This window comes from Cryptosporangium sp. NPDC048952, from assembly GCF_043197895.1.
GTDB lineage: Bacteria > Actinomycetota > Actinomycetes > Mycobacteriales > Cryptosporangiaceae > Cryptosporangium.
The window spans coordinates 26,477-52,762 of sequence record NZ_JBICTY010000004.1 but is presented as its reverse complement, the minus strand read 5'-3'; the positions used below and the strand labels follow the sequence as shown (position 1 = coordinate 52,762).

Here is a 26,286-nt window from a genome sequence, read left to right as displayed (position 1 = left end):
CGGGGACGGTCCGCCATTCACGGGCGGGCGCTCAGGCGTCGTCGAGCATGCGGGAGGCGGCGTCCACCAGGCCGGCGCCGCCGTCGATCTCGATGAACGAGCCGGAGACGGCGTCGGCGATGCCGGTACCGAGCGCGGCGACCCATTCGGCGACCTCGTGAAGGCTCGTGTCCCGGCCGAACGGCGTGCTGTCGACGACACGCTGGAGCGTGGCGGCGGGCAGCTCGCCCGCGACACCCGCGGTGTGGACGGTGCCCGGCGCCAGGCAGAACAGCGCGATGCCGTCGTCGCGCCAGGTTCGCGCGAGAGTGCGGGTGAGGCCCGCGAGGGCGGCGCGCGCGGTGGTGGAGTGCACCATCCCGGCCGAACCGCGGTCGGGGGCGGTGAGCGAGAGCGTGACGACACGCGCCCCCATACGCGCCGGGCCGCGCTGCGCACCGCGCGTCAGGTCCACGTGCGCACCGCGCGTCATATCCGCGTGCGCACCGCGCGTCAGGTCCACGTGCGCACCGCGCGTCAGGTCCACGTGCGCACCGCGCGTCAGGTCCACGTGCGCACCGCGCGTCAGGTCCGCGTGCGCGGCGCGGGCGAGGGCCGGGTGGGCGGCGCGGATCGTCGCGGCGATCGCGGTGAGGTTGAGGTCGGCGACAGCGGCGAATCCTCGCGCGCTGATCGCGGTGGCCGGGGCGATGAACTGGCCGCCGGCGTTGTTCACGAGCAGGTCGAGCGGCCCGAGCGACTCGACGAAGTCGCTCGTGGCGCCGCGGTCCCGGATGTCCAGCGCCTGAACCCGCATCCGCTCGGGCGCGGGGCTCCCCGCGGCCGTCTCTTCCAGCGGCGCAATCCGCCGCCCCACGCCGACGACGATCGCACCCAGCTCCACGAGCCGATGCGCCACCGCCCGCCCGATCCCACTCCCAGCCCCCGTGACCAGCGCGGTGCGCCCCACATACGAGCCGACCGGCACGACCGCGACTTCCGCCGGGCAAGGCCGAGGCGCGCTCACGCCGCCACCCCGCAGAGCGCATGCGCCGGCCCACCGACGGCCCTGCACCGCGCGCGAAGCGGGGCGCCGCCGCGCCCGACCGCGGCAGCACGACGCCCGACCGCGCCGGCACGACGCCCGACCGCGGCGGCTCGGTTGGGGCATGAACACTCTGGGGGCCTATGGGCCGCCAAAGTGTTCAAGGCTCGCGCGGCTAGGGGCGGGGCGTCAGGCCGGACACGGCCATCGTCGTGAAGTCCTCGCCGAACGACTCCAACGTCCGCGGCCCAGCCGGGTTGTACCAACGGTGCATCCAGTTGAACATGCCCAGAATCCCCAGCACTGCCACCGCCGGGTCGATGTCGGCCCGGAAATCCCCGGACCGCGCGCCTTCCGCGATGACTTCCGCGAGCACCTTCCCGTACCGGTCGGCGTTCTCCCGGATCCGCTCCGCCTCGGGCCCCGACATCACCTGGTGCACGTTCTCGCCCTGGAAAACCAGAAGTTCCGGCTTCGTCGCCATCGCCCGCGCGTACTCCCCGAGCGCGCGCTCGAGCTTCTCCCGCGCCGGGATCGGCAGCGCGGCGACCTCCTCCAGCGCGACCCGCAGCGTCGAGATCGGCTCGTCCAGCAGCGCGACCAGCAACTCTTCCTTCGTCCCGACGTAGTAGTACAGCGTCGCCCGGTTCAACCCGACCTCGGCCGCCACGTCCTCCAACGTCGACTGGGCGAAGCCGAGCGTGCCGAAGACGCGAGCCGCACCCGCGCGGATCTCGCTCCAGCGGGCGTCGGAACGACGCCCGGTCGCCTCGCGGCGCTCCGCCCGACGGCGGGCGATCTCGCTGGCCGGCGCCGTCGACGCTGCCGCGGGTGGGCGCGGACGCCGGGTGCGCCGCGACGACCGCGGAGTGGGTGGGGTCACCGGTCGATCCTGTCACGCGATGGCCCCCGAGTGGACGGCGGCCGCCTTCACCCCCAGGTCGAACGCGGCGAGTTGGCCGGTCAGCGCCAGGGTCACGTACAGGACGCCGTCGCCGAGGCAACAGTTCGTCGGCTGGGTGCCGGGACCGGTGTCCAGGGTTTCGGCCAGCGAACCGTCCGGCGAGTACACGTACACCGCGTTGCCGAAGCTCGCGCAGACGTAGAGGTTCCCGTCGGCGTCGAAGCAGAGCCCGTCCGGCATGCCGCCGGGCAGCTTCGCGAACGGGGTCGTCTCGCCGTCGGACACGACGAGCACCTTTTTCGTCAGTGTCTGAGTGACGAACACCCGACCGTCCGGAGCGACCGCCACGCCGTTGGGCATCGCGGGGATCTCCACCGACCACCGCTGCGCGCCGAGCGCCACCAGGGAACCCGCGCGGATGTTCCGCATGTCCTCCCAGTTCCCGGAGTCGGTGACGTACAGCGTGCCGTCCGGTCCGAAACACAGGTCGTTCGGGCGGTGCGGGGCGGGCCCGGGGAACGCGTCGAACACCGTGGTGACCTCGCCGGACGGCGCCACCCGCTGCACCCGCCCGTCGAACTGCCGCGGCGCGTGCCAGTACCCGGCGCCCTCGGCGGAGAGTCCGCCGTTGTTCGCGACGTAGAACTCGCCGTTCGCACCCGGCGCGACGCCGTTCGGTGCGCCACCGCAATCTCCGAGCCGGGTCAGCGTGGAGCCGGAAACCCGGCAGATCGCCTCACCCTTCATCTCGGCGACGACGACCTCACCGTTGCCGACGTAGACCGGCCCCTCCGGGAACCGCAGACCCTCGGCGACGATCCGCATCACGCTGCTCATCAGACGCTGACCTGGTCGAGCTCGGCGAAGTCGACAGCGGGGACCTCCTTCAGGCGCGGCATCACCTCGGCCGCGAACAGCCGCATGTTGGCCTCGGCCATCTCCCTGGTCATGCCGGAGAACGAGCACACCGCGTTGAGCCCGTCGTTGCCGACCTGCGAGCGGATGTCCATGACCCGCTCGTAGCACTGCTGCGGCGTCCCCCAGATCTGAAGGTTGATGAAGTTCTCGACGACCTTGCTCGTGCCCTTCTTGTCGATGTAGGACGCGAGCTGCTTGTAGTACTCGTAGCCATGGGTGCTCTCGAAGTGCCGGCCGCCGAGTTCGTAGTGCGACAAGACCGACTCGTAGTACGTGGCGATGTACTCCTGGGCCATGTCCCGTGCTTTGACTTCGTCCTGGTCGCAGCACACCCAGCCGGTGACCATCGGCGCCGGTGCGTCGATGCCCTTCAGCTCGCGGAACTGCGCCCGGTAGACGCGCATGTCCGCGGCGACCTCGGCCCAGTCCTTCTGCGGGTTGATCAGGATGCCGGCACCGACGTCGGCCATGATCTTGACCGACTCGGGCGACACGGCGGCGGCGTAGAGCCGGTTCTGGAACGACTTCACCGGGCGGGGACGCAGGTCACGCCGTGGGATCTGGTAGTACTTGCCGTCCGCTTCGAGCACGCCGGTTTCCAGCGCACGGAGCACGATCTCGGCCGACTCGACGAACCGCGCGCGCGACTCGTCCATCGGAATACCGAGGCCCTCGAACTCGATCCGGCCCAGTCCGCGGCCCATGCCGAAGATGAAGCGGCCCTCGCTCATCAGGTCGAGGACCGTGACGTTCTCCGCGACGCGGACCGGGTCGTGCCACGGCAGGATGACCGCGCCGGAACCGAGCTGGATGTTCGTCGTCCGACCGGCCATGTAGCACAGGAAGTTCAGCGGGTCGGGGCACATCGTGTACGAGGTGAAGTGGTGCTCGGTCGCCCAGATCATGTCGAAGCCGAGCGGCTCGGCCAGGTCGCACAGCGCTAATTCGTCGCGGTAGACGCGCTGGTCGTCCGCGGGGTCGCCGCTGCCCTGGAAGATCGTGCTGTAGCCGACGCGCATTGGTCTAACCCCTTCGTTAGCTGGCGGAGAGCCGCTGGTACGTGCCGTGGCAGAAGATCAGCGGACGGCCCTGCGACCGCACCCGCAGGTCGTGGACGCAACCGAGGACGAGCTTGTGATCCCCGGCGTCGGTGACCCGCTCGACCGTGCAGTCGAACCAGGCGAGCGCGGTGTCGAGCACCGGCTGGCCGAGCGGTGACGAGTGCCAGTCGAGACCCGCGAACTTGTCGCCACCCCGCGCGGAGAACGCGTTCGACGTCGCCACGTCGTTCTCGTCGAGGACGCTGACCGCGAAGCGGCCGATCGGGGCCAACTTCGGCCAGGTCGACGACGTGTGCGCCACGAAGAACCCGACCAGCGGCGGGTCGAGCGACACCGACATGAACGAGCCCACCGCCAGTCCGGCGGGACCGGCGTCGGTCTGCGCGGCGACCACGGCGACGCCGGTCGGGACGTGCCCGAAGACGTGCCGGAAGTCGTCGGACGTGAACGAAGGGCCGGTCGCCAGGGTGGTCATCGCGATCTCCATCCGTCATCACTAGCGTTGATAGAGACGGTACGGCTTCGCGACGCATGCGTCAACACTTATGTAGACGAAGCCTTGACGGCTCGGCCGATCACCAAGCGCTGGATCTCCGACGTGCCCTCGTAGATCTCGAGGATGCGCTGGTCACGGTAGAGACGCTCGGCGGGGCACGGCTTGCAGTAGCCGTCGCCGCCGAAGATCTGGACGGCCAGGTCGACGGCCTTGTGCGCGGTCTCGCTGGCGTCCAGCTTCGCCATCGCACCGAGGATCGAGACGTCTCCCCCGGCCGCGTACGTCGTGGCCGCATGGTGGGTGAGCATGCGCGCGGTGGTGATGCGGGTCGCCACGTCGGCGAGCGGAAAGCTGATGCCCTGGTTGTCGATGATCGGGGTGCCGAACGTGTGCCTTCTCGCGGCTTCCTTGGATCCGACGTCATAGGCGGCGAGCGCGACCCCGACCGACTGGGCGGCGACAGTGATCCGGCCGGCGTTGAGTGTGCGCATGGCCAGGCCCATGCCTTTGTTGATGGTGCCGAGCAACGCTTCATCGCCGACGACGGTGTCGAGCTTGAGGTTGCTCGTGTTGGTCCCGCGCAGGCCCATCTTGTCCGCGTACTCGTCGATGACGACGCCGTCCGCGTCTTTGTCGACGACGAACGCGGAGATGCCGCGGGTGCCGGCAGCCGGGTCGGTGAGCGCGAAGACCACGTAGTACTGGGAGGCGCCGCCGTTTCCGATGTAGATCTTCTCGCCGTTCAGATGCCAACCGTTGGTCGTGCGGACGGCGGTGGTGCGGATGCCGGCGGCGTCGCTCCCGGCGCCGACCTCGGTGAGCGCGAAGCTGACCGCTCTCCCCTCGGCCAGTCCGCCCAGGTACTTCGCTTTCTGTTCCGGCGTTCCGGCGAGGACGATCGGGGACGCGCCCAGCGCGTACGCGGTGACGATCGCGCCGGTGGAGGCGCAGGCGCGGGAGATCTCCTCGATGACCGCGCAGACCGTGTCGAACGCGGCGCCGCGGCCGCCGTACTCGGTGCCGACGTACAGCCCGGCGAGACCGGTCTCGACCAGCACCGTGACGTGCTCCCACGGGTACCGCTGGACGCGGTCGAGCTCCTCGGCGAGCGGCGCGAAGTGTGCCTGGGCGGTTTCCCGGGCCACTTTTTGCCACTCGGCCGCCTCGTCGGACAGCGGCGGTTCCCAGACGACGCCCATGACAACCCCTCTCGACATACTCATCGGTATGTCGGGTCACGCTAGGGGGTGGTGATTAGTGCGTCAACGTTTGCGTTCACGGGTGGCGCGCTTGGGGTTCACGAGCCCCGCGACGACGAACTGGGCGAACTCCGCCGCGATCTCCGGCGCCTGGGGCTGCGTCTTGCCGCGGCCGGCCGGGCGGTACCAGACACTGATCCAGTTGAGTGAGCCCAGCGCTGCCTTGGCCATGAGGCCGGCGTCGACCTGCCGGAACTCACCGAGCTGAATGCCCTCGGCGATGACCGTTTCGAAGAGGCTTTCGTACTCGTTCCGGAGCGCGAGCACCTCCAGGAGCGCGCGGCGGGGCGTGCGGCCCTCGACAGCCAAAGCCATTTCGGCGTGCTGGACGGCCAACCGCATGTAGCTGGACTCCTCCATCATGAGGCGGGCGTGGGCCTCGGCCATGTCGTGGAGTTTGGTCGTGGCCGACGTGTCGGCGTCGAACAGCGGCGTGACCGCGGCGATCGCCATGTCGAGCGCGCGCCGGTGGACGCCGAGGAACAGGTCGCCCTTGGTGCGGAAGTAGTGGTAGACGCGGCCCTTCGTGCCGCCGAGCTGGTCGGCCACGTCGTCGATCGAAGTGGCCGCGTAGCCGCGTTCGATGAATGCTTCCGCCGCCGCGTCGAGCACCTCTTCCCTGTTTGCTCGTTGGCGTAGGGCAAGGGCTGGTTCGTCCGTCACGGGGCCAACCTACTCGTTAGGATGTCAACATGACCGTTGACCAAGCGGTGCGGGAGTGGGTGCGACCCGGCCGGACCGTCTATCTCGGCAACTTCGGTGCCCAGCTGTTCGCGGTGGGGGCGGCGCTGATCCGTGCCCGGTGCCGTGATCTGCACGTGGTGGCCGGATCCGGTGGCTTGCTGCTCGATCAGCTGATCGGGGCGGGGGTGGCCAGTCGGGTCACGTTCGCCCACTGCTGGAACCCGATCGGCCCAGCCCCGGCCTGGAACCTCCGCCGATCCGCGGAGTCGGGCGCGCCCGCGGTGGAGATCACGGAGTTCAGCCTTGGTGTGCTGACGGCGGCGTTCCGGGCGGCGGCGGAAGGGGTGCCGTTCGCGCCGGTCGTGACGAGTGAGCAGACCGGGTACGTGACCTGGGCGCGTGGGGCGATCTCGCGGGTCTCCTCGCCGTACGGTGAGGCGTTCGTCGTACGGGCCTTACGCCCTGATGTGGCGTTCGTACACGCCGACATGGTGGACCGCCGCGGCAACGCGCTCCTGCTCGCCCCGGGCGGCGAGCACCTGTTCGCCGCCCAGGCCGCGACCACCACGATCGTGGTCACCGAAGAGATCGTCGACCACCTCCCGCGCCCCGCGAACCTCGCCGGAATCCACGTCGACGAGGTCGTCGTACACCCGGGCGCAGTCCACCCCGACGGCGCCGTAGGCCGCTACCCCCGTGACCCAGCCGCCTACCGGAATTACGCCTCCCGCTCGTCCACACCAGACGGCTTCACGAACTGGCTGCACGCCCTGACAGCAGCCGACCCGCAGGCAACGGGAGGTGGGTGGTGACGGCGTCGGTGGCGGAGTTCTTGCTCGTCGCGGCGGAGGAACTGCGTGCCGGTGGGTGGGTGTTCACCGGGTTCAACCTGCCGGTGTTGGCGGCGAGGCTCGCGCGTCGGCTCGGGTACGACGGGTTCACGCAGGTGCTCGAAGCCGGCGCCGCACTCGACCGGGACACCGACGAGCTCCTGACCAGCACGACGGACTACTTCCGCACCGACCAGGCAACCGCCTACCTCGGCACCTCCGCCGACGTCCTCGGCACGATCGTCCCCCGCTGCCGCCGCGTGCTCCTCGACGCGGCGAACGTCGACATCCTGGGGCGCACCAACTCCTCGGTGATCGGCGACTGGGAACGCCCGAAAGTGCGCCTACCCGGCGGGGGTGGCGCCCCGGACGCGGCCTTCCGCGCCCGGCACCTCGTCCTCCTGCACGGCGGCACGAGAATGGACCGCATCGTCGCGGCGGTCTCCCCTGTCACCGCCGCCCCGAACCCCGACGCCACCGTCCGGCTCGTGACCCGCTGGGGGACAGTGACCCTGGGCACCACACCCCACCTCGACACCCTCTTCCCCGCTTGCGACGCCTTCGCCGAGCACCTCGCGACCCTGGGCGTAGACACCTCCTCCCCCACCCCACCACCCGAACGAACCCCCACCGAACTCGACCACGCAACCGCAGTACTGACCGAAGCCACCGCCGCCGGCTACTCGATCGCCGCCACAGAAACCCGCCCCACGCAAACCCGCCCCACCGAGAGCGGCGCTGCGGGGAGGGTGGCGCCATGAGCAGGTTCCATGACCCTTGTGAGGAGTGGTCTCGGGATCGGATCGAAGCGGAGCAGCTTGTTGCGTTGAAGCGGCAGTTGGCCTACGTCGGCGAGTACAGCGCCTACTACCGCAACGCTGGGCTCGGTGACGTGCACTCGTTCGACGAACTGCCTGAGCTCCCGTTCACCACGAAACAGGACTACGTCACCGCACCGAACGACTTCGTGGCAGCGCCCCGCACCGACCTCCGCCGCGTGCACTTCTCCTCCGGCACGACCTCGTCCCCGGCCCCGGTCTACTGGACCGGCCCCGACCTCGACCGCTGGGCCGACCTCTACGCCCGCGCCGCCTACAGCCACGGTGTGCGGCTTGGTGACGTCTACCAATGTCTTTTTGGCTTTGCTTGGTTTGTCGGTGGACTCGGCGCCACCGCCGGCTACCAGCGGCTCGGGTGCCTGTGTGTGCCGGGCGGTTCGTCCGACTCGGTGCGGCAACTCGAGACGATGCTGCGGATGGGTACGACGGCGGTCGGCGGTACGCCGTCGTTCCTGCTGCACCTCGCGGAGGTGGCCGAGCGCGAGGGCTTCGACCTGCGCGGTCGCGGCCCGCGGATCGTGATGACCGGTGGCGAGCCGGGCGCTGCGGTGCCGGGCATCCGGCGGAAGCTGGAAGAGGCGTGGGGCGCCCGAGCCTACGACGGCTACGGGTCGATCGAGTTCCAGCCGATCGCGTGGGAGTGCGAGGCGCAGGCGGGCGGCCACCTGGCCGAAGACTTCGCGTACGCCGAGGTCATCGATCCCGAGACGCGTCGTCCGGTGCCGGACGGTACGCCGGGCGTGCTCGTGCTGACCCACCTGGACAAGCAGGCGACGCCGCTGGTGCGGTGGTGGACCGGGGACGTCGTCGTGCGCGACTCCACGCCGTGCGCGTGCGGGCGGACGATGGCGCGGCTGCCCGGGGGTGTACGGGGGCGCGCCGACGACATGCTCGTCGTCCGGGGCGTGAATCTGTTTCCCAGCGCGGTGGAGGACGTTCTCCGGCGCACGGACGGGGTGACCGGGGAGTTCCGGATCGTCGTGGACGAGTCGCTGGTGGATTCGGCGACCGGGTTTCTGACCGGGATCAAGCTGGAGCTCGAGGGTGATGATGCGCTGGCGTCGGTGGTCGCCGCGCGGATTCGCGCGGAGCTCACCGTCCGCGCGACGGTCGTGCCCTGCGCGCCGGGCTCGCTGCCCCGTTCGACGCACAAGTCCGCCCGCCTCGTCCGTCGGCTCTGACTGTCGGGTCCACCGGACGGCCGAGGACGACGACCTCGCTCGCCGACGCTGCCCGGCGGGCGCGCTCCAGGCTTCGCTCGACGATGCTGCTCAGCGGACGGCGCTGTCCAGCGGGAAGGTGACGCCGACCAGTTGTTCGGAGACCGTCCACAAGCGGCGGGCGACGCCTTCGTCGCGTGCTTTCGCCGAGCGGCCGACGAGCTTCGGCGCGCCGCGCACCTGCAGGAAGCCGCTCGGTCCGGCGTAGCTGTTGCCGGGAACGTCGGTGGCTGTCGCGTAGAGCGTCGGCTGCGCGCCGTCCTCTTCGCTCTGCGCGAAGCGACGGTTCAGCCACAGCAGGGCCGACCCGCGCCGGGAAGGTGTGTCGTGGTGGCGCATGAGTTCGGTCGCGGAGATGCCGGGGTGGGCAGCGGTCGCGGTCACCGGCGAACCCACCTGATCGAGCCTGCGTTGCAGTTCCGCCGTGAACAGCAGGTTGGCGAGTTTCGACTGCCCGTAGGCCGGGCCCGACCGATACGGACGCCGCTCCCAGTTGAGGTCGTCGAAGTCGATCGTCCCCTGCCGGTGGCTGAGCGACGACACCGTGACGACGCGCGTGGTGACGCGCGGCAGCAGCAGGTTGGTCAGCGCGAAGTGGCCGAGGTGGTTGATGCCGAACTGCAGCTCGAAGCCGTCCGTGGTGCGGCCGAACGGCGGGTGCATCAGCCCGGCGTTGTTGATCAGGTAATCGACGGGTTCGTCGATCGCGTCGGCGAACGCACGGATCGACACGAGGTCGCCGAGATCGAGTTCGCGGACCTCGGTGGTGCCGGTCATCGTCGCTGCGGCTTCGTGGCCCTTGGCGAGGTCGCGCACCGCGAGCACCACGCGTGCGCCGTGCGCGGCGAGTTCGCGGGCGGTGATGCGGCCGAGTCCGGTGTTCGCGCCGGTCACGATCGCGGTACGCCCGATCAGCGAAGGTAATGTAGTCATAGACAACAATGTAGTCAGCGCAAACAAAGTCGTCAATGACTACACTGCGTACTAGGCTTCAGCGCGTGCCTTACCACCACGGACAGCTGCGTCCGGCCCTCCTGGCCGTCGCCGAGCGCACCCTGCGCGAGCAGGGCGAAGAACAGCTTTCGCTCCGCGAACTCGCCCGGGAGATCGGTGTGAGTCACGCGGCGCCGCGTCGCCACTTCCCCGACCGGCAGGCCTTGCTCGACGCCCTGGCCGAGGCCGGGTTCGCCCGACTGCACGGCGAGCTACAAGCGGCGCTCGACGGCGCGACTCCGGGGTTCCTGCCGCGAATGCACGCGGCGGCGGCGGCGTTCATCCGGTTCGCGACCGGCAACGCGGCGCTGCTGCGGCTCATGTTCGCCGGCAAGCACGGGCCCGGCGCCGAGCAGGTGGAGCGGGCGGCCGCGCCCATGCTGGCACTGATCTACGGAGTGATCGCCGAGGGGCAGACGGCGGGCGCGCTGCCCGCTGGCGCGCCCGAGCAGGTGGGGCTCGTCCTGTTCGCGACGCTGCAGGGCATCGCGGTTCTCGCCAACGGCGAGATGGTGCCGGCGGGAGCGGTCGACGGGCTCGTCGAAACCGCAGTGGAGCAGTTCGTCCGCGGGGCGGGTGGGTGACGGTGCGCCACTCCGTTCGTGGGATCGTTCTCGACGCCGAGGACCGAATTTTGTTGTGCCGGCACGTCGATCCGGCTGGTGAGGCGCCGGCGGTGTGGGCGGCGCCCGGTGGGGGCATCGAGGCCGACGAGACGCAGTTGGACGCTTTGCGTCGGGAGTTGGGCGAGGAAGTTGGTCTGGTGGTGAGCGGGGTGCCGCCGCACGTGTGGCATCAGGAGGTTGCGGGGATCGCCGGGGGGATCATCAACGACTACTACTTCATTCGGACGACGTGGTTCGTGCCGCGCGGCAGTCTGTCGGCGGCCGAGCTGGCCGCGGAGACGATCAGTGAGGTGCGGTGGTGGTCGTTGGACGAGATCGGGGCGTACCCGGGGTCTGATCTGTTCAGTCCGCGTGCGTTGGTGCGGGTTTTGTCCGCGTTGATCGACGGGGGTGTTCCGGCGGTGCCGGTGGTGCTCGGTCTCTGACTCGAGGCGCGATCTCGGCGACGACTTTTCGGGCTATCGACGAGTTTGCGGCCTTACGATCGGCCGGTGTAGGGCCGAGAACTTGTCGAAGGCCCGAAAAGTCGTCGGGTCTAGGCGCCCGCGATGGTGCGCCAGGGATCGTCAGCGGCGATGCGGGCGAGTTCGGTGTCGAGGGCGGCCTCCGAGGGCCAGGTCGTGCGCCAGGCGCTGAGCCGCGTGGTGACGCGGTGCAGGGCGTGCTCGTCGGTGAAGCCCAACGCGCCGTGCAACTGGTGTGCCGATCGGGCGACCTGTCGCGCCATCCGGTCGGCCTGCGATCGGGCCGCCAATACCGCGAACCGCACCGCGGCGGACGGGGCCGCAGCCCGACCTGGCTCAACGGCCGGCGCGGCGGGCACGGTCGGCGCGGTCGGCACGGCCGGCGCGGTCAGGGCTGTCAGGGCGGCCTCGGTGGCGGCTGCGGCTGCCGCTACCAGGGAGGCCATTACTGCCACGGTCTGCTGCACCGCTTGGAACCGTGCTAGCGCGCGGCCGAACTGTTCGCGTTGGGCCACGTAGGTCAGCGTGTGTTCGAGGGCGCGCTCGCCCGCTCCGACGAGCAGGAAGGTGCGCCCGAGCACCTCGAGCAACGCCAGCCGCTCGGCTTCGACGCTGGACACCGTGCCCGCCGCCGTCGGGGCGGGCCAGCCCGCCGGGTCCGCCGCATCCGACAGGGCAGCCGGCGCCGCTGACGCGACCGGGTCCCCCGCAACCGTGCGACTCGGCGACCACTCGAGATCAGCCGTGCGCCACAGCGCCACGGAAACTTCGCCCTCCGGGTGCCCACCCACGCCTCCGGCGGTCGGGCGCGCGACCACCACCCAGTCCGTGAGGCCTGCGAACGAGACGGTGGGTGGTCCGCCCGGGAGCCCGAGCACACCGGGGTCGAGCGCGACCCCGATCGACCCGCCCTCGTCGGGCAACCCCGCCGCCGCGAGCAGCGACGCTCCGACGTGCGTCTCCAGCAACGGCACCGAAACCCCGGCCCACCCGGCGGTTCGCAGCAACACCGCCAGGTGCGCCGGCTCCCCACCGGCCCCGACCGGCTCGGGCAACGCCACCCGCGTCATCCCGTACTCGTCGAGCACGGCCCACGCCCCCCCGTGCGCCTCGAACAACTCCCGCGCCGTGGCAGCGATCAACGCCACTTCGCTGGTGGGAGGCGGGGTCATCGGAGGCCCAGGTTCCGGGCGACCACGCCGCGCAGAATCTCGTTCGTGCCGCCGCGCAGCGTGAACCCCGGCGACTGCAGCATCGCGTGCACCAGCATCCGGCGCAGCGGCGAGTCCGCCGGTAACTCGTCCGGACCCACCACACTCGACACCACGTCCACCACATCCTGCTCGAAACTCGTCCCGAGGTCCTTCACCAGCGCCGCGGCGGCGTCCGGCGTCTCGCCGCGGCTCAGCGCACCCGCCACCGCGAGCGACAGTTGCCGCAGCGACCAGGCCCGCGACAGCAGCGCCCCCACCGCCGCGTCCGGCCCCCGTTCCCGCAGGAACGCCACGATCAGCGGGAACGTGCTGAGAATCCGCTCGGGCCCGCTGCGTTCGTACGCGAGCTCGGCGGTCACCTGCTTCCAGCCGCCCCCCACTGTGCCCAGCAGAGCGTCGGCCGGCAGTTGGACGTCGTCCAAATGGACTTCGTTGAAGTGGTGGGCGCCGGACATCAGCCGGATCGGGTTGATCGAGACGCCGGCGGTCGGCAGGTCGCAGAGGAATTGGCTGAGACCGGCGTGCCGGTCGGGCGCGGTGCGCGCGAGCAGCAGGATCGCGTGTGCCTCGTGCGCACCGCTGGTCCACACCTTGCGGCCGGAGATCTGCCAGCCGCCGTCGTGCGGTACCGCGCGCGTCCGGACGGCGGCGAGGTCCGAACCGGCGTCGGGCTCGCTCATGCCGAGCGCGAAATAGCACTCGCCGCGTGCGATCCGCGGGAGGTAGCGGTGTTTCTGCTCCTCGGTGCCGTGAGCCAGCAGGCTCGGTGCGATCTGCCGGTCGGCGATCCAGTGCGCCGCCAGCGGCGCTCCCGCCGCCAACAGCTCTTCGATGACGACGTAACGCTCGAGCGCCGTGGCGCCCTGGCCGCCGTACTCGGTCGGGGTCGTGAGGCCGAGCCAGCCGCGCTCGGCGAGGGCGCGGGTGAAGTCGGTGTCCCAGCCGGTGAGCCAGGAGTCCGGCGACGGCGTGAACTCCTGCCCCCGCAGGAACGCCCGCACCGCGCGCCGCAGTTTCGTGTGCACCTCGCCGAGCTGGATCGCCGGGGGAACGAGGCCCATCACCGCGCCGCCCAGCCGGCGGGTCGGGGCCGCGTCTGGTGGGTGGGAGTCATGTGCCCGACCACTGGGGGGCGCGTTTTTCGGCGAACGCGACGGCGCCCTCGTGGGCGTCGGCTGAGGCTTTGATGGCGGCCGCGATCGGCTCCTGCCGGGCGAACGCCTCGTCCGCGGTCCAGTCCGCGCTCTCGGTGACGACGCGCTTCGTCGCGGCGACCGCCAGCGGACCGTTCGCCGCGACCTCGTTCGCGAGCGCGAGCGCGGCGTCGAGGGCCTCACCCGGGCCCACGAGCCGGTTGACGAGACCGAGCTCGTACGCCGTCGCAGCGTCGAGCGCGGCTCCGGTGAGCAGCACCTCCATCGCCCGGTTACGCGGAATGCGCTGGGGCAGGCGGAGCAACCCGCCACCGCTGGCGATCAGCCCGCGCCGCACCTCGGGGAGCGCGAACGTCGCGTTCCCGGACGCGACCACCAGGTCACACGCGAGCACGATCTCGAACCCGCCCCCGAACGCGGGGCCCTCGACCGCCGCGATCAGGGGTTTGACCGGAGGGCGGCCGGTCAGGCCCGCGAAACCCCGTTCCGGCGTGCGCGCCGACTCGCCACGGGCGAAGGCCTTGAGGTCCATGCCCGCGCAGAACGCCGGTCCGTTGCCGGCGAGCACCCCGATGCTCAGGCTCGCGTCGTCCTCGAGGCGGTCGATCGCGTCGTTGACCGCCCTCGCGACGGCCTGGTCGACGGCGTTCCGGGCCGCGGGACGGTTCAGCGTGATCAGCAGGACGGCGCCGCGGGCCTCGACGAGAGTCATTTCGGTCCCATCCGGAGTGCACCGTCGAGGCGGATCGTCTCGCCGTTGAGCATCGGGTTGACGATGATGTGCCCGGCGAGCGAGGCGTACTCCTCCGGCAGCCCGAGTCGCGACGGGTGCGGGATCGACGCGCCGAGCTTTTCCCGGGCCGCCTCGGGTACGCGGGCGAGCATCGGCGTGTCGAACACGCCCGGTGCGATCGAACAGACCCGAATTCTTCTGGACGCCAAGTCGCGCGCCGCGACGAGCGTGAAGCCGACGATCCCGGCTTTGGAGCTTGCGTAGCCCGCCTGGCCGATCTGGCCTTCGTAGGCCGCGACCGAGGCGGTGAGGACGCAGACGCCGCGTTCTTCGGCGTCGGGGTTGCGGGCCATGCGGGCGCTGGTCAGACGCACCATGTTGAAGGTGCCGATCAGGTTGACGCGGACGATGTCGGTGTACTGGGCCAGGTCGCCGGGGTTGCCGTCGCGGTCGAGGAGGCGCACCGGACCGCCGCGGCCGGCGCAGTGCACCAGCGCCCCGATCGGCCCGAGCTCCGCCGCCCGGTCCAGGGCGGCCTCCACGGCCGCCGTATCCGTGACGTCACACTGCACGGCCACCGCGACGTCAGCGCCCGCGCCGCCGGCTGCCGGGCGGGTGTCTCGCGCGGCTGCGTTCAGCTCCGCGGCGACTTTTTCGGCGCCGGCGGCGTCGAGGTCGAGGACGGCCACCGTGGCGCCGAGCTCGGACAAGTGCCGGGCGGTCGCGGCGCCGAGGCCGGAGCCTCCGCCGGTCACCACCGCGACGAGCTTCCGCGGATCCATCACGCACCTGCCCGAAGGTTCTCGACGAGCGTCGCGTTCGCCATGCCGCCGCCCTCGCACATCACCTGCAGGCCGTAGCGCTGGCCCGACGCCGCCATCGCGTGGAGCATCGTGGCGAGCAGGCGCGTGCCCGAGGCACCTAACGGGTGGCCGAGCGCGATCGCACCGCCGTGCGGGTTGAGCGCCTCGTCCGGGACCCCGAACTCGCGCTGCCAGGCCAACGGCACCGACGCGAACGCCTCGTTCACCTCGAAGTGTCCGATCTGGTCGAGCGTCACGTCGCTGCGGGCGAGCAGTTTTTCGGTGACCGGGATCGGCCCGGTGAGCATGAGGATCGGGTCGGAGCCGCAGATCGCCATCGCGCTGATCCGCGCGAGGGGTCGCAGCCCCCACCGCGCGGCCGTCTCTTCGCTCATGAGCAGCGCGGCGCTCGCCCCGTCGGAAATCTGCGACGAGTTACCGGCCGTGACGCTCCACCCGATCTCCGGAAACCGCTCCGAGAACTCGTCGTCCTGGAACGACGGCGTCAACCCCGCGAGCTTCTCCACCGTCGTGCCGTCCCGAATCGTCTCGTCGGAGGAGACAGACCCGATCGGCACGATCTGGGAGTCGAACGCGCCGCTGTCGCGGGCCGCGGCCGCGCGCTGGTGGGAGCGGGCCGCGTACGCGTCCATCTCCTCGCGCGGGATCCCCCACTTGGCCGCGATCAGCTCCGCCGACACCCCCTGCGGAATCAACCCCGGCGCGTACCGCGCCGCCACCGTCGGCCCGAACGGGTCGACGCCCATCCGCGCCGACCCCATCGGCACCCGGCTCATCGACTCGACGCCGCCCGCCACCACGACGTCGCAGGTCCCCGACATGATCGCCTGGGCCGCGAAGTGCACCGACTGCTGGCTCGACCCGCACCGCCGGTCGATCGTGACCGCCGGCACGTGCTCGGGCAGCCCGGCGGCGAGCCACGCCCCGCGCCCCGGCGTCCCGGCCTGGTCCGCGGCCTGGCTCACGCACCCGATGATGACGTCCTCGACCTGGCCGGGATCCACCGCCGGATTCCGCGCGAGTAGCCCGCTCAGCACCTGCGCGAGAAGATCGACAGCGTGCAGCTCGGACCACGCTCCCCCGGCCTTACCTCGGCCGATGGGCGATCGGACGACGTCCACGACGACAGCGGAGTTGCTCACGATCCGCACCTACCCTGGGTCGGCACCATTGCCGCCTGAACATACGACCCAGTAGGTTGACCGTCAACGCTCATGTAGAAAACAGGGGAGCTCAGATGACCGAGCCACAGATCCTCCACCCCGGACTCACCTGGGAGGAGCAGGTCGACCTCACGTTCCGCACGAATCGCCGCACGGTGACCGAGGCGGACCTCGTGCAGTTCGTGACCTGGTCCGGGTTCGTCGAGCCGCTCTTCTACGACGCGGAGCACGCGAAGTCCGCCGGGTACACCGGGCGACTCGTGCCCGGCGGGCTGGTCTACAGCATCGCCGAGGGCCTGGTGATGATCTCCGGCGCGATCACCGGCACCGGCCTGGCGTTCCTCGGCATGGAGCTGACCGTCAAGGGCCCGACGTTCGTCGGCGACACGCTGTACGCGGTGGTCACCACGCTCGAGGCGCGCCCGTCGAGCAAACCGGGCCGCGGCGTGGTGCGCACCGAGGTCAGCGTCCGCAACCAACGCGACGAAGAGGTCCTCGTGTACACGCCGGTACGCCTCATCCGGGGGCGCCGGTGAGTTACCTGCCGAGTGAGGGCGAGATCGTTGCGCTGCACCGGCGTTACGCGCCGAGTGACGACGAGTTCGAGCTGGTGTACACCCACTGCCGGATCGTCGCCGACCTCGCCGCACAACTGCTCAAGCCCGATATCGACGCCGAACTGGTGCGCGTCGGTGCGCTGGTGCACGACGTCGGCGTCCACCGGCTCGGCGGCGCGCACTACATCCGCCACGGCATCCTCGGTGACGAGCTGCTGCGTGAGCTCGGCTGGTCCGAGCGCATTGCCCGGTTCTGCTCGCACCACACGGGCGTGGGGCTCACCCGAGCCGACGTCGTCGACCAGCGGCTACCGCTGCCGGTAGCCGACTACCTGGCCGAGACGCCCGAGGAAGAGCTGGTGATGTACGCCGACAAGTTCCACAGCAAGCTCGACCCACCGGTCTTCGTCTCCGCCGACACCTACCTCACCAAGGTCGGCCGCTTCGGCCCCGACAAGGCGGCCCGCTTCCAGGCCCTCCGCGAGAAGTACGGCGACCCCGACCTTCAGTCGCTCGCCGACAAGAACGGGCACGCGATCACGTGAGGCGTTTCGTGTAGCGGCGGCACGGGACTCCGATCGTGGTGTCGCCGGACTCCGCGGCGTAGTCGAAGTCGCCCTCGTCGACCCAGCCCTCACGCTCGTAGAAACGGCGCGCCCGGGCGTTGCCGGCCACCACCGCGAGCCACGCCGAAGGGAAGCCCGCTGCTCGGACCTGGCGCTCGGCCGCCGCCAGCAATGTCGACGCCGCACCCCCGCCACGGTGGGCGGACGACACGTACACCTGCTCGACCTCGTCACCGACCACGACGACGAACCCCGCCACCTCACCCCCGCGCTCGGCCACCGTCGTCTGCGGCAGGCGGTCGACAGCGCGCGGCCCGAACGACTCCGGAGTACGAACGGAAGCCAGCTCCGCCGGCACCTGCCCGTCGTGCCCGTCATGCCACCCGCGGTGCCACATTTCCGCAATCGCCTCCACGTCACCGGCAGTGGCCGCCCGCATCGTCACGTGCTCCGCGATCAGCGACGCCACCACCCCCGGCGCCTCCCGGTGCGGAAAATGCCCCACCCCGTCGATCACCTCGAGCCGGTACCCCCCGGTGAAGAACTTCTCCTGTCCCACCAGCAGTGACGGCGGGTCGCAGTAGTCCTCCGCACCCTGGATCGTCAGCGTGTCGACGCCGATCGTCCCCACGTCACGCAGTCGCGCCCCGAGCAGGTCGTACCGGGTATCCCGGGGCTCGTCCGCCAGGAACCGCGACCGGTACCCACTGAGCGTCACCGCAGCCCAGTCCGGATTTTCGAACGCCCGAGAAGCCTCCCCGAACGCCGCCTCGTCGTACCACCCGGGCGGACTCCACGTCTCCCACTGCACCCGCGCGAACCCCGCCGGGTCCCGCCGGATCGCCTCCGCCCCGGCATCCACGTACATCAGCCACTGGTACCAGAACGCCCGAGCCTGCCCGAAGTCCGGCATCGCGAACACCCCGTGCGGCTGGTACCCCAGCGACAACGTCACCAGCCGCGTCACCCGGGACGGCGCCACCGCCGCCAGCGTGTACCCGGCCCGCGCTCCCCAGTCGTGACCGACAACCGCGAACTGCTCCAACCCCAAGTGATCGACGAGATCCACGGCGTCCTGCGCCAGCGCCACGCTCCGCCCGTCGCGCACCGTCGAAGCATCCAAGAACCGCGTCCCACCGTGCCCTCGCAACTCCGGCGTGATCGTCCGCAGCCCGAGCCCCGCCAGCTGGTCCGCGATCGGCGTCCACGCCGAGGCCGAATCGGGCCAGCCGTGCAGGATCAGCACCGGCGGTCCGTCAACCGGCCCCGCGTCGCGATAGGAGACGGAAAGTACCTCGGTGCGCAGCGTCGTCATGCCTCACAGGTAACCCTCGCGGAGGGCGTAGGCAACCGCGTGCGTCCGATTACGCAGCTGGAAGCGTGCGTTCAACCCCTGCAGCACGTTCTTGACGGTGCGCTCGGAGTACGCGAGCTTCTCCGCGATCGCGCGCGTCTCCCACCCCTCGGCGAGGAGCCGCAGCACCTCCAGCTCACGCTCCGTGGGCGGATGCGCGCCGGTGCCGGTCGCCGGCTCCCGCCGCATCCGGTTGACGACGTCGACGAGCTGGCCGAGGAGGTCGCTGGGCAGGTCCCGGTCACCGCGGGCAGCGGACCGGACCGCCGCCGCCAACCGCTCCGGGGTCGCTTCGTGGCGCAGCACGATCGCCGTCACCCCGGTCTCCAGCGCCCGTAGCAGCTCGGGCTCCCGGAGCCGCTCGACGACCAGCACGACCCGCTTGTTCAGCGCGATCCGCCGCAGCCGGGCCGCGCCGAGGTCGTCGACCCGCTCGGCGAGCACCACCGCGACGCCGCCCACCGCGCCGACGCCCGGCCGGGCCGCCGCGTCGAACGGCTCGACCAGCGGATCGGTGCGCAGATGGCTGAGCAGGCCCGCGCGCGTCAGCGGGTCGTCGCAGTGGATCGTGACCGGGATCCGGCTCCGGTCGGATTCCGGGGCGTGGGAAGCAGCGCGGGAGCGCGGCACGGAACTACTCCTCGTGACTGGCCTGCGGGACCCGCGCAGCGTACGGAGGCGTCCGTGTAGGAAATCTGTACGCGGGCTGCACGGGCCCGTCCAGCAGCACCCGCAGCTCGTCCCGCAGCTGTTCGGCGGCGGGTTGGTCGGCGTCCTGCACGAGGGCGAGCGCCCGCTTCCACGAGGCGCGGGCGTTCTCCGCCGAGCCCAGGTTCCACCAGCAGATGCCGTGTTCGTGGTGCGCCTGCGCGGCCTCCAGTCCACCGTGGATCTCGGCGAACAGCGCGAGCGCGCGCTCGTTGCAGTCCAGCGCCGCGCCCCACTCCTCCCGCCGGCGGTGCAGCTGCGCGAGGTTGGCCAGCACCGACGCCTCGCCGTAGCGGTCGGCCGTGCCGGCGAACAGCTCGGCGGCCCGCCGGTAGTGCGTCGCGGCCTCGTCGAACGTGTCGGGGTTGAGCGACAGCCGCCAGCCCCTGTTGTTCTCGGAGTACGCCTCGCCCGCCCGGTCGCCGATCGCCCGGTGCAGCTCGATGGCCAGGATGTCCTCCTCCAGCGCGGCGTCGAGCCGGCCCGCGTTGGAGAGCGCGGCCGCGACGCCGACCTGCGCCATCGCCTGCCACCCGGTGTCACCGACGGCGGCGAACAGCCGGGCCGCCTCGCGGCTGTGCGCGACGGCCTCCTCCGAGCGGGACAGCTCGCTCAGCCCGATCGCCATCCGGTGGTGCGCGTGCGCCATCCACCAGGGGTCGTGCTGCCGCGCCGCGGACAGCAGCGCCAGCTCGGCCTGGATCATCCAGTCCCGCCACCGCCCGGACATGTGCTGCACCATGCTCAGCGCCGCGGCCAGCTGACAGACGTGCGCGTCGAAGCCCCGGCGTTCGGCGGCCCGCGTCATCTCCAGGAGCGCCCCGCGCTCGGTCTCGTACCAGGCGACGACAGCGCTCGCGTCGGTGAAGTCGTGCCGGGCGAGGCCGGGTGGCCGGTCCATGAGCCGGTCCAGGGGCCGCGCGGGCGCCAGGACCTGGCGCGTCTCGATCGCGGTGTGCAGGTAGTAGTCGAGCGCGCCGACGAACGCGTCGTCCTCGTCGGTGCTCAGCTCGACGGCGTAGTCGCGCAGCAGGTCGTGGTAGGTGAACCGGCCCGGGCCGTTCTCGATCACGAGATGCGCCGCCACCAGCTCACGCAGCGCGCGGCGCACGACCGGCTCCGGCTGCCCGGCCATCGCTACGGCGGCGCGGAACCCCAGATCCGGACCGGGATGCGCGGCCATGCGGCGGAACAGCGCCGCGGTCTCCGGTCGGAGCGTGCGGTACGACCCGGAGAACACCGCCCGCAGGTCACCGCTCAGGCCGGGCACCGTGAACGCGTCGAGGCCGACCTCGGACTCCAGCTCGTCGGCGAGCGCGGCCAGCGTGAACGTGCTGTTCAGCGCCGCGCGGGCCGCGACGATCGCGAGCGCCAGCGGCAGGCGTCCGCAGCGGGCGACGATCCGGTCCACCGCGTCGGGCTCGGCGGTCACCCGGGTGATGCCGAGGCGGCCGAGAAGGAACCCGCGCGACTGTTCCGCGGTGAACGCGCCGAGCGGAACGGACGTGGCCGCGCCGGTTGCGACCAGCTCGGCGAGCGGGTCACGGCTGGTCACGACCGTCGTGCAGCCGCGGGCGCCCGGAAGCAGCGGACCGACCTGCTTCGCGTCCCGTGCGTCGTCGATGACCACGAGGACCCGCCGGCCGGCCAGCAGGCTGCGGTACAGCGACGCCTGCGCGTCCAGAGTGTCCGGGACCGACGCCGGCGGCACGCCGAGCGCGTCCAGGAACGCGCGGAGCGCCTCTCCCGGATCCACCGGTGAATCGTTCTCGTCAAAACCACGCAGATCGACGTAGAGCTGGCCGTCGGGGTAGCGCGCGGCGACCGAGTGTGCCCAACGCACGACCAACGCGGTTTTCCCGACGCCGCCCATGCCCCGTACCGCGACGGCGGCGCCCGCGTCGACGGCGGCGTCGATCGCTGCCAACTCGGCCGCCCGCCCGGTGAACGTCGCCAGGGCTGCGGGCAGCTGCGCGGGAACCGTGTTCTTCTCGGCCCCTTCGCCGTGCAGCACGTCCTCGTGCGCGCTGCGCAGCTCCGGGCCCGGTTCGATGCCCAACTCGTCGACGAGCCGGTCGCGGACGCTGCGGTACAGCGCCAGCGCCGGGCCGCGCCGTCCCTCGGCGGCCAGCGTCCGGATGACGCGTGCCTGCAGTGCCTCGTCGAGTGGTTCGAGGGCGGCCTGGCGCTGCAGGAACGGCAGGACGTCACGGGTGAGGCCCGCGTCGAGGGCGACGTCGGCCGCGTCGGCGAGCACCCCGGCGTACTCGCGGTCGAGGGCCCGGAACGTGGGGTGCGACCGGACGGCCATGTCCAGGCCCGCCGCCACCGGGCCGTGCCACACCTCCAGCGCGTCGACGTAGGCCGGGATCGCCGCGGTGGTGGACGCCGCCTCCCGCGCCTCGGCGACCCGCCGGCGGAACCACAGCAGGTCCACCTCGTCCGCGGTGGCCACGAGCCGGTAGCCGCGCGACACCCGCTCGATCCAGCGGCTGGGGGCCCGGATCGGACGGTCGGGTTCCAACGCCCGCCGCAGCCGGCTGGCGTACCCGTGGAGGCTGCCGGCGGCGCTGGCCGGTGGGCCGTCCGGCCACAGCGCGTCGATCATTTCGTCGAGCGGAACCTGCTCACCCGCGCGGGCCAGTAACAGCGCGAGCACAGCCCGTTGCTGAGGTGGACCCAGGTCGACCGCCTGTCCGTCCGCCCAGGCCTGTACCGGTCCGAGGACGCACAACCACAGGGGGCGGGATCTGGGCCGATCCACACCAAGCAGCCTAACCGCCCAATTGCGGATCGACGTGGAATTTGGGGCCCGGCCCGGAGCCCTTCGGACGGGTTCCCGACAGCACCGCCGCCACGTCGTCCAGGCCGACGGTGGCCGCGACCAACGGGCGCGGATCGACGACCCCGTCGGCGTACGCGTCGATCGTGGCGGCCAGGCCCGGTGACGCGGACAGGATGCCGACCGCTGTGACGTCGTTGAGCACGAGCGCCCTCGTGTCGATCGGACTCGGCGCACCGGCCAGGCCGATGTAGACCAGCCGACCGGCCGGTTCAACCCGCTCGAGCGCGAGGGCGGGCAGGTGGGCGGCGTTCGAGGCGTCGACGATCGCGTCCCACGCCAGGTCGGGCACGGCGTCGGCCACCGCGAAGCCGAGGCCGCGCGCGAACGCCAGCGACTCGGCGTCGCGGCCCAGCAGGTGCACCTCCGCGCCCGCTGCCTGCAGGAACGCGGCGACGAGCAACCCGATCGTGCCCGGCCCGAGCACCAGGACCCGGTCGCCGGGCCCGGCCTGGGTGGCCTGGGCGGCACGCCACGCGTTCCCGCCCGGCTCCACCAACGCGCCGCGTACGGCGTCGACAGCAGCAGGCAGTGGATGCAGTGAACGGACCGGGACCGCGAGCTGCTCGGCGAGCGCGCCCGGCAGGCCGTCGCGGATGCCGACCTCGCGGAGGTTCTCGCAGACGTGCTGGTGACCGCGGCGGCAGCGTCGGCAGGTGCCGTCGCCGATCATCGTGTCGCCGGTGACCCGCCGCCCGATGCACGCCGGGTCGACGCCCGGGCCCACCGCAGCGACGCGCCCGGCCCACTCGTGGCCCAGCCGCATCGGGTACGACGAGACGCCCTGGTGCAGGTAGGCCATCTCGCCGGTGAAGAACTCGACGTCGGTGCCGCAGACACCGACACGTTCGACGTCGACGACGACCTCACCGGGGCCGGCGACGGGCGCGGGAACGTCCCGGACCTCGGCCTGCCCCGGCCCGGTGAGGACGAACGCCCTCACGGCGCCCACGGCGTGACGGGCAACCCCGGGACGTCGACCGGCACCACGAACAGGTGGCCGGAGTCCGGGAAGTCGCGTTCCTGCTCCTCGGTGAGCGCCACCGTGGCCGTGGTGACCACCAGGCGGTCGAGGTCGTCACCGGCGAACGCGACGCTCGACACGTTCGGCGCGGGCACCGAGCGACGGTCGACGAGCGTGCCGTCGGGCGCGTACCGCCGGACCTCACCCTCGCCCCAGATCGCGACCCACAGGTGCTCCTCGACGTCGATCGTGATGCCGTCGGGGTGATCGTCACCCAGGTCGAGGTGGACGCGTCGCCCACCCACCGAACCGTCGGTCGGGTCGTAGTTGCGCACGTACACGACACGGCGGAACGTGTCGGTGCTGTACATGCGCTGCCCGTCGGGCGACCAGGCCAGCCCGTTGGAGAGCGTGAGGTCGTCGTCGAGCACGGTGATGCTGCCGTCGAACTCGACGCGGACGAGCCGCTCGTTCTCCGACGGGCCGTCGATCAGCATCGTGCCGACCAGGAAACGGCCGGCCGGGTCGGTGGCGCCGTCGTTGAGGCGCCGGCCCTCCCCGACCTCGATGATCCGCGGGCCGGCCTCGCGCGTGCCGTCGGGCCGCAGGACGACCAGTTCCTCCTGCGTCGCGACGAGCAGCGTGCCGTCCGCGGCGGGAACGACGGTGCCGAGCGAGCCGTCGAACTGGTGCCGACCGGTCACCTGGATACGCTCACCGTCGAGCGCACCCTCGAACAACGTGCCGCTGGCGATGTCGACCCAGAGCAGGCGCCGGCGGGGCGCATCCCAGATCGGCCCCTCGGCCAACGTGTACGACTCATCTGTGGCCGGTTTCATCGGTAAAAAGTAAAACAACGCGTTCGACGTAGGAAAGGCGGCCATCCGTGACCCTCCGCAGCGCCCACTGGTACGCCGGGCAGGACCGCAACGCCTACATCCACCGGGCCTGGATGCGCCGTGGCACACCCGACGACGCATTCGACCGCCCCCAGATCGCGATCGCCAACACCGCATCGGACCTCACCCCCTGTAACGCACACTTGACCGAAGTCGCACGGTCGGTCGCCAACGGCATCTACGAGGCAGGCGGCATCCCGCGCGAGCTGCCGGTGGTGTCGCTGGGCGAGACGAACGTACGGCCGACCGCCATGTTGTGGCGCAACATGGCCGCGATGGCCACCGAGGAGATGCTGCGCGCCAACCCGATCGACGGTGTCGTTCTACTCGGCGGGTGCGACAAAACCATTCCGTCGCTGCTCATGGCCGCCGCATCCGTCGATCTCCCCGCCGTCGTGGTGCCCGGCGGACCGATGCTGACCGGGACGTTCCGCGGCGTGCCGCTGGGGTGTGGCACGGACGTGTGGCGGCTCTCCGAAGAGGTCCGCGCCGGAACCCTCTCCAACCAGGACTTCACTCGCTCCGAATCGTCGATGATCCGGTCGCGGGGACACTGCAACACGATGGGCACCGCGTCGACGATGGCGCTGGTCGCCGAGGCCCTGGGAACGACAGTGCCCGGAATCGCCGGCACTCCCGCCCCCGACAGCCGCCTGCTGGAAGCCGCCCACGGCACGGGTCGGCTGGCCGTGCAGCTGATCAGCGAGGACCGGCGGCCCTCGACCCTGATGACCAAGGCCAACTTCCACAACGCGATCGTGGCGCTGGCCGCGATCGGCGGGTCCACCAACGCGGTCGTTCACCTGCTCGCGATCGCCGGGCGCCTCGGCATCGCGCTGACCCTCGACGACTTCGACCGGATCGGCTCCCGGGTCCCGGTGCTCGTCGACCTCCTTCCCGCCGGTCGGTTCCTGATGGAGGACTTCTACCGCGCCGGCGGTTTCCTCGCGGTGCTGCGCGAGGTGCGTGACCTGCTCGACCCGTCCGCGCTCACGGTCACCGGCAAACCCCTTGTCGATTACCTCGACGAGGCCCCGATCTGGGACGCCGAAGTCATCCGGCCGCGGACGGCGCCGCTGGTCGCCGAAGGCGGGATCGCGGTGCTGCGGGGCTCGCTGGCGCCGTCCGGCGCGCTGATCAAGCCCGCCGCGGCCTCCCCGGAACTCCTGCGCCACCGTGGGCGCGCAGTCGTGTTCGACTCGATCGAAGACTTCTCCGCCCGCATCGACGATCCCGATCTCGACGTGGACGCGGACTCCGTGCTGGTGCTGCGCGGCTGCGGCCCCAAGGGCTACCCCGGCATGCCGGAGGTCGCCAACATGCCGCTCCCCCGCAAACTGCTCGAGCAGGGCGTCCGGGACATGGTCCGGATCTGCGACGGACGCATGAGCGGGACCGCCTACGGAACCGTCGTCCTGCACGTGGCGCCCGAGGCCGCCGCCGGCGGTCCCCTCGCCCGCGTCCGGACCGGCGACTACATCGTGCTCGACGTCGAAGCCCGCCGCATCGACGTCGAAGCCGACCTCAGTCAGCGCACCCCGAACATCGAGGGGTTCGCCGCCCCGAAGCGCGGCTGGGAACGGCTCTACGTCGACCACGTCCTCGGCGCCGACACCGGCGCCGACCTCGACTTCCTGCTCGGCTCCAGCGGCTCGGAGGTCAGCCGGGAGTCTCACTGATCCCGGTGGCGTAGTCGGTGAGCTCGCGCGCGGTCATGAACACACCGAACCGGCGCAGCCGGACGTCCAGCTCACGCACGATCTCCTCGACGGGAGCGTCGCGCTTGAGCCGGGCGACCTGGTTGACGGTGAGCTGGATCCGCTGCGCGAGCTGCCACCCGAGCAGCGTCGACGAGTTCTCACGGTTCGCACTCGATAACCCGGTGATGCCGAATTGAGAGGTCATGCCCCGCGGATCGGCCCGTCCCCCGCCACGGCGAACGGATCAGCAGATGCGCTCCCTGATCGCACCGCGGCTACCCTCGCGCGCA

27 protein-coding genes are annotated in these 26,286 nt (G+C 71.4%); 8 read left to right on the top strand and 19 right to left on the bottom strand.

The annotated features are described in order from the left end of the window. Positions 1–31: 31 nt before the first annotated feature. The 7 genes from ACGFY5_RS22775 to ACGFY5_RS22745 form a co-directional block, all read right to left on the bottom strand. Complete coding sequence (locus tag ACGFY5_RS22775) at positions 32–1,006, bottom strand: SDR family NAD(P)-dependent oxidoreductase (protein WP_392722674.1); 975 nt, start codon at positions 1,004–1,006, stop codon at positions 32–34. A gap of 193 nt (positions 1,007–1,199) precedes the next feature. Next, positions 1,200–1,907, bottom strand: a complete 708-nt coding sequence (locus ACGFY5_RS22770; RefSeq protein ID WP_392722673.1) for a TetR/AcrR family transcriptional regulator — start codon at positions 1,905–1,907, stop codon at positions 1,200–1,202. 12 nt (positions 1,908–1,919) lie between these two features. Then, positions 1,920–2,765, bottom strand: a complete 846-nt coding sequence (locus ACGFY5_RS22765) for an SMP-30/gluconolactonase/LRE family protein (RefSeq protein ID WP_392722672.1) — start codon at positions 2,763–2,765, stop codon at positions 1,920–1,922. Further along, positions 2,765–3,865 (bottom strand): LLM class flavin-dependent oxidoreductase, encoded by a 1,101-nt coding sequence (locus ACGFY5_RS22760; RefSeq protein ID WP_392722671.1) that lies wholly within the window; start codon positions 3,863–3,865, stop codon positions 2,765–2,767. The genes ACGFY5_RS22765 and ACGFY5_RS22760 overlap by 1 nt, the downstream gene beginning before the upstream one ends. Positions 3,866–3,881: 16 nt before the next feature. Beyond that, positions 3,882–4,382: a flavin reductase family protein gene (locus tag ACGFY5_RS22755; protein WP_392722670.1), complete on the bottom strand. Its 501-nt coding sequence runs from the start codon at positions 4,380–4,382 to the stop codon at positions 3,882–3,884. A gap of 68 nt (positions 4,383–4,450) precedes the next feature. Continuing rightward, entirely contained in the window at positions 4,451–5,602 is a 1,152-nt protein-coding gene (locus ACGFY5_RS22750; protein ID WP_392722669.1) for an acyl-CoA dehydrogenase family protein, read from the bottom strand. A 63-nt stretch (positions 5,603–5,665) separates the two neighbouring features. Beyond that, positions 5,666–6,325: a TetR family transcriptional regulator gene (locus ACGFY5_RS22745; RefSeq protein ID WP_392722667.1), complete on the bottom strand. Its 660-nt coding sequence runs from the start codon at positions 6,323–6,325 to the stop codon at positions 5,666–5,668. 29 nt (positions 6,326–6,354) lie between these two features. On the opposite strand from ACGFY5_RS22745, the gene ACGFY5_RS22740 reads away from it, so the two are divergent. The 3 genes from ACGFY5_RS22740 to ACGFY5_RS22730 are packed head-to-tail and all read left to right on the top strand — an operon-like array spanning position 6,355 to position 9,196. After that, a complete protein-coding gene (locus tag ACGFY5_RS22740; protein WP_392722665.1) occupies positions 6,355–7,158 on the top strand; it encodes a CoA transferase subunit A in 804 nt (267 codons plus the stop codon). Beyond that, positions 7,155–7,937 carry a co-chaperone HscB gene (locus tag ACGFY5_RS22735; RefSeq protein WP_392722664.1) on the top strand — a complete coding sequence of 261 codons (783 nt, stop codon included), beginning with the start codon at positions 7,155–7,157 and terminating at the stop codon, positions 7,935–7,937. Before ACGFY5_RS22740 ends, ACGFY5_RS22735 begins: the two co-directional genes overlap by 4 nt. Further along, the gene (locus tag ACGFY5_RS22730; protein WP_392722662.1) at positions 7,934–9,196 is read left to right on the top strand and encodes a phenylacetate--CoA ligase family protein; all 1,263 of its coding nucleotides are present in this window, start codon (positions 7,934–7,936) and stop codon (positions 9,194–9,196) included. Before ACGFY5_RS22735 ends, ACGFY5_RS22730 begins: the two co-directional genes overlap by 4 nt. 90 nt (positions 9,197–9,286) lie before the next feature. On the opposite strand, the gene ACGFY5_RS22725 is transcribed toward ACGFY5_RS22730, so the two are convergent. Continuing rightward, the gene (locus ACGFY5_RS22725) at positions 9,287–10,168 is read right to left on the bottom strand and encodes an oxidoreductase (protein ID WP_392722661.1); all 882 of its coding nucleotides are present in this window, start codon (positions 10,166–10,168) and stop codon (positions 9,287–9,289) included. A gap of 65 nt (positions 10,169–10,233) precedes the next feature. Between ACGFY5_RS22725 and ACGFY5_RS22720 the strand changes: the two genes are divergently transcribed. Both ACGFY5_RS22720 and ACGFY5_RS22715 read left to right on the top strand, forming a co-directional pair. Continuing rightward, a complete protein-coding gene (locus tag ACGFY5_RS22720) occupies positions 10,234–10,812 on the top strand; it encodes a TetR/AcrR family transcriptional regulator (protein ID WP_392722660.1) in 579 nt (192 codons plus the stop codon). Between the two features lie 2 nt (positions 10,813–10,814). After that, positions 10,815–11,279 (top strand): NUDIX domain-containing protein, encoded by a 465-nt coding sequence (locus ACGFY5_RS22715; protein ID WP_392722658.1) that lies wholly within the window; start codon positions 10,815–10,817, stop codon positions 11,277–11,279. A gap of 110 nt (positions 11,280–11,389) precedes the next feature. Here ACGFY5_RS22715 and ACGFY5_RS22710 read toward each other — a convergent pair whose 3' ends face one another. From ACGFY5_RS22710 to ACGFY5_RS22690, 5 genes are read right to left on the bottom strand one after another with little or no spacing between them, the layout of a single operon-like run. Next, positions 11,390–12,490 (bottom strand): acyl-CoA dehydrogenase family protein, encoded by a 1,101-nt coding sequence (locus ACGFY5_RS22710; RefSeq protein ID WP_392722656.1) that lies wholly within the window; start codon positions 12,488–12,490, stop codon positions 11,390–11,392. Further along, positions 12,487–13,593 (bottom strand): acyl-CoA dehydrogenase family protein, encoded by a 1,107-nt coding sequence (locus ACGFY5_RS22705; protein ID WP_392722655.1) that lies wholly within the window; start codon positions 13,591–13,593, stop codon positions 12,487–12,489. The genes ACGFY5_RS22710 and ACGFY5_RS22705 overlap by 4 nt, the downstream gene beginning before the upstream one ends. A 49-nt stretch (positions 13,594–13,642) precedes the next feature. Further along, positions 13,643–14,398, bottom strand: coding sequence for a crotonase/enoyl-CoA hydratase family protein (locus ACGFY5_RS22700; RefSeq protein WP_392722654.1), 756 nt, complete (start codon positions 14,396–14,398; stop codon positions 13,643–13,645). Continuing rightward, on the bottom strand, positions 14,395–15,201 hold the full coding sequence (locus tag ACGFY5_RS22695; RefSeq protein WP_392722653.1) for an SDR family NAD(P)-dependent oxidoreductase: 807 nt from the start codon (positions 15,199–15,201) through the stop codon (positions 14,395–14,397). Before ACGFY5_RS22695 ends, ACGFY5_RS22700 begins: the two co-directional genes overlap by 4 nt. Continuing rightward, the gene (locus ACGFY5_RS22690) at positions 15,201–16,385 is read right to left on the bottom strand and encodes a thiolase family protein (protein WP_392722652.1); all 1,185 of its coding nucleotides are present in this window, start codon (positions 16,383–16,385) and stop codon (positions 15,201–15,203) included. The genes ACGFY5_RS22695 and ACGFY5_RS22690 overlap by 1 nt, the downstream gene beginning before the upstream one ends. Before the next feature lie 95 nt (positions 16,386–16,480). Between ACGFY5_RS22690 and ACGFY5_RS22685 the strand changes: the two genes are divergently transcribed. Then, a complete protein-coding gene (locus ACGFY5_RS22685; protein WP_392722651.1) occupies positions 16,481–16,942 on the top strand; it encodes a MaoC/PaaZ C-terminal domain-containing protein in 462 nt (153 codons plus the stop codon). Next, entirely contained in the window at positions 16,939–17,508 is a 570-nt protein-coding gene (locus tag ACGFY5_RS22680; RefSeq protein ID WP_392722650.1) for an HD domain-containing protein, read from the top strand. The genes ACGFY5_RS22685 and ACGFY5_RS22680 overlap by 4 nt, the downstream gene beginning before the upstream one ends. Here the strand turns inward: ACGFY5_RS22680 and ACGFY5_RS22675 are convergent. From ACGFY5_RS22675 to ACGFY5_RS22655, 5 genes are all read right to left on the bottom strand, one after another. Then, complete coding sequence (locus ACGFY5_RS22675; protein ID WP_392722648.1) at positions 17,501–18,844, bottom strand: alpha/beta fold hydrolase; 1,344 nt, start codon at positions 18,842–18,844, stop codon at positions 17,501–17,503. The two genes, ACGFY5_RS22680 and ACGFY5_RS22675, sit on opposite strands and share 8 nt — an antisense overlap. A 3-nt stretch (positions 18,845–18,847) precedes the next feature. Continuing rightward, a complete protein-coding gene (locus ACGFY5_RS22670; protein WP_392722647.1) occupies positions 18,848–19,513 on the bottom strand; it encodes a response regulator transcription factor in 666 nt (221 codons plus the stop codon). A gap of 4 nt (positions 19,514–19,517) precedes the next feature. After that, the gene (locus tag ACGFY5_RS22665) at positions 19,518–22,250 is read right to left on the bottom strand and encodes a BTAD domain-containing putative transcriptional regulator (RefSeq protein ID WP_392722646.1); all 2,733 of its coding nucleotides are present in this window, start codon (positions 22,248–22,250) and stop codon (positions 19,518–19,520) included. A 115-nt stretch (positions 22,251–22,365) separates the two neighbouring features. Next, positions 22,366–23,376 carry a zinc-binding dehydrogenase gene (locus ACGFY5_RS22660; protein ID WP_392722645.1) on the bottom strand — a complete coding sequence of 337 codons (1,011 nt, stop codon included), beginning with the start codon at positions 23,374–23,376 and terminating at the stop codon, positions 22,366–22,368. Continuing rightward, complete coding sequence (locus ACGFY5_RS22655) at positions 23,373–24,236, bottom strand: SMP-30/gluconolactonase/LRE family protein (RefSeq protein ID WP_392722643.1); 864 nt, start codon at positions 24,234–24,236, stop codon at positions 23,373–23,375. Before ACGFY5_RS22655 ends, ACGFY5_RS22660 begins: the two co-directional genes overlap by 4 nt. 47 nt (positions 24,237–24,283) lie before the next feature. On the opposite strand from ACGFY5_RS22655, the gene ACGFY5_RS22650 reads away from it, so the two are divergent. After that, positions 24,284–25,975 (top strand): dihydroxy-acid dehydratase, encoded by a 1,692-nt coding sequence (locus tag ACGFY5_RS22650; RefSeq protein ID WP_392722642.1) that lies wholly within the window; start codon positions 24,284–24,286, stop codon positions 25,973–25,975. Here the strand turns inward: ACGFY5_RS22650 and ACGFY5_RS22645 are convergent. Beyond that, on the bottom strand, positions 25,956–26,201 hold the full coding sequence (locus ACGFY5_RS22645; RefSeq protein WP_392722641.1) for a hypothetical protein: 246 nt from the start codon (positions 26,199–26,201) through the stop codon (positions 25,956–25,958). The genes ACGFY5_RS22650 and ACGFY5_RS22645 overlap by 20 nt on opposite strands. Positions 26,202–26,286: the final 85 nt, after the last annotated feature.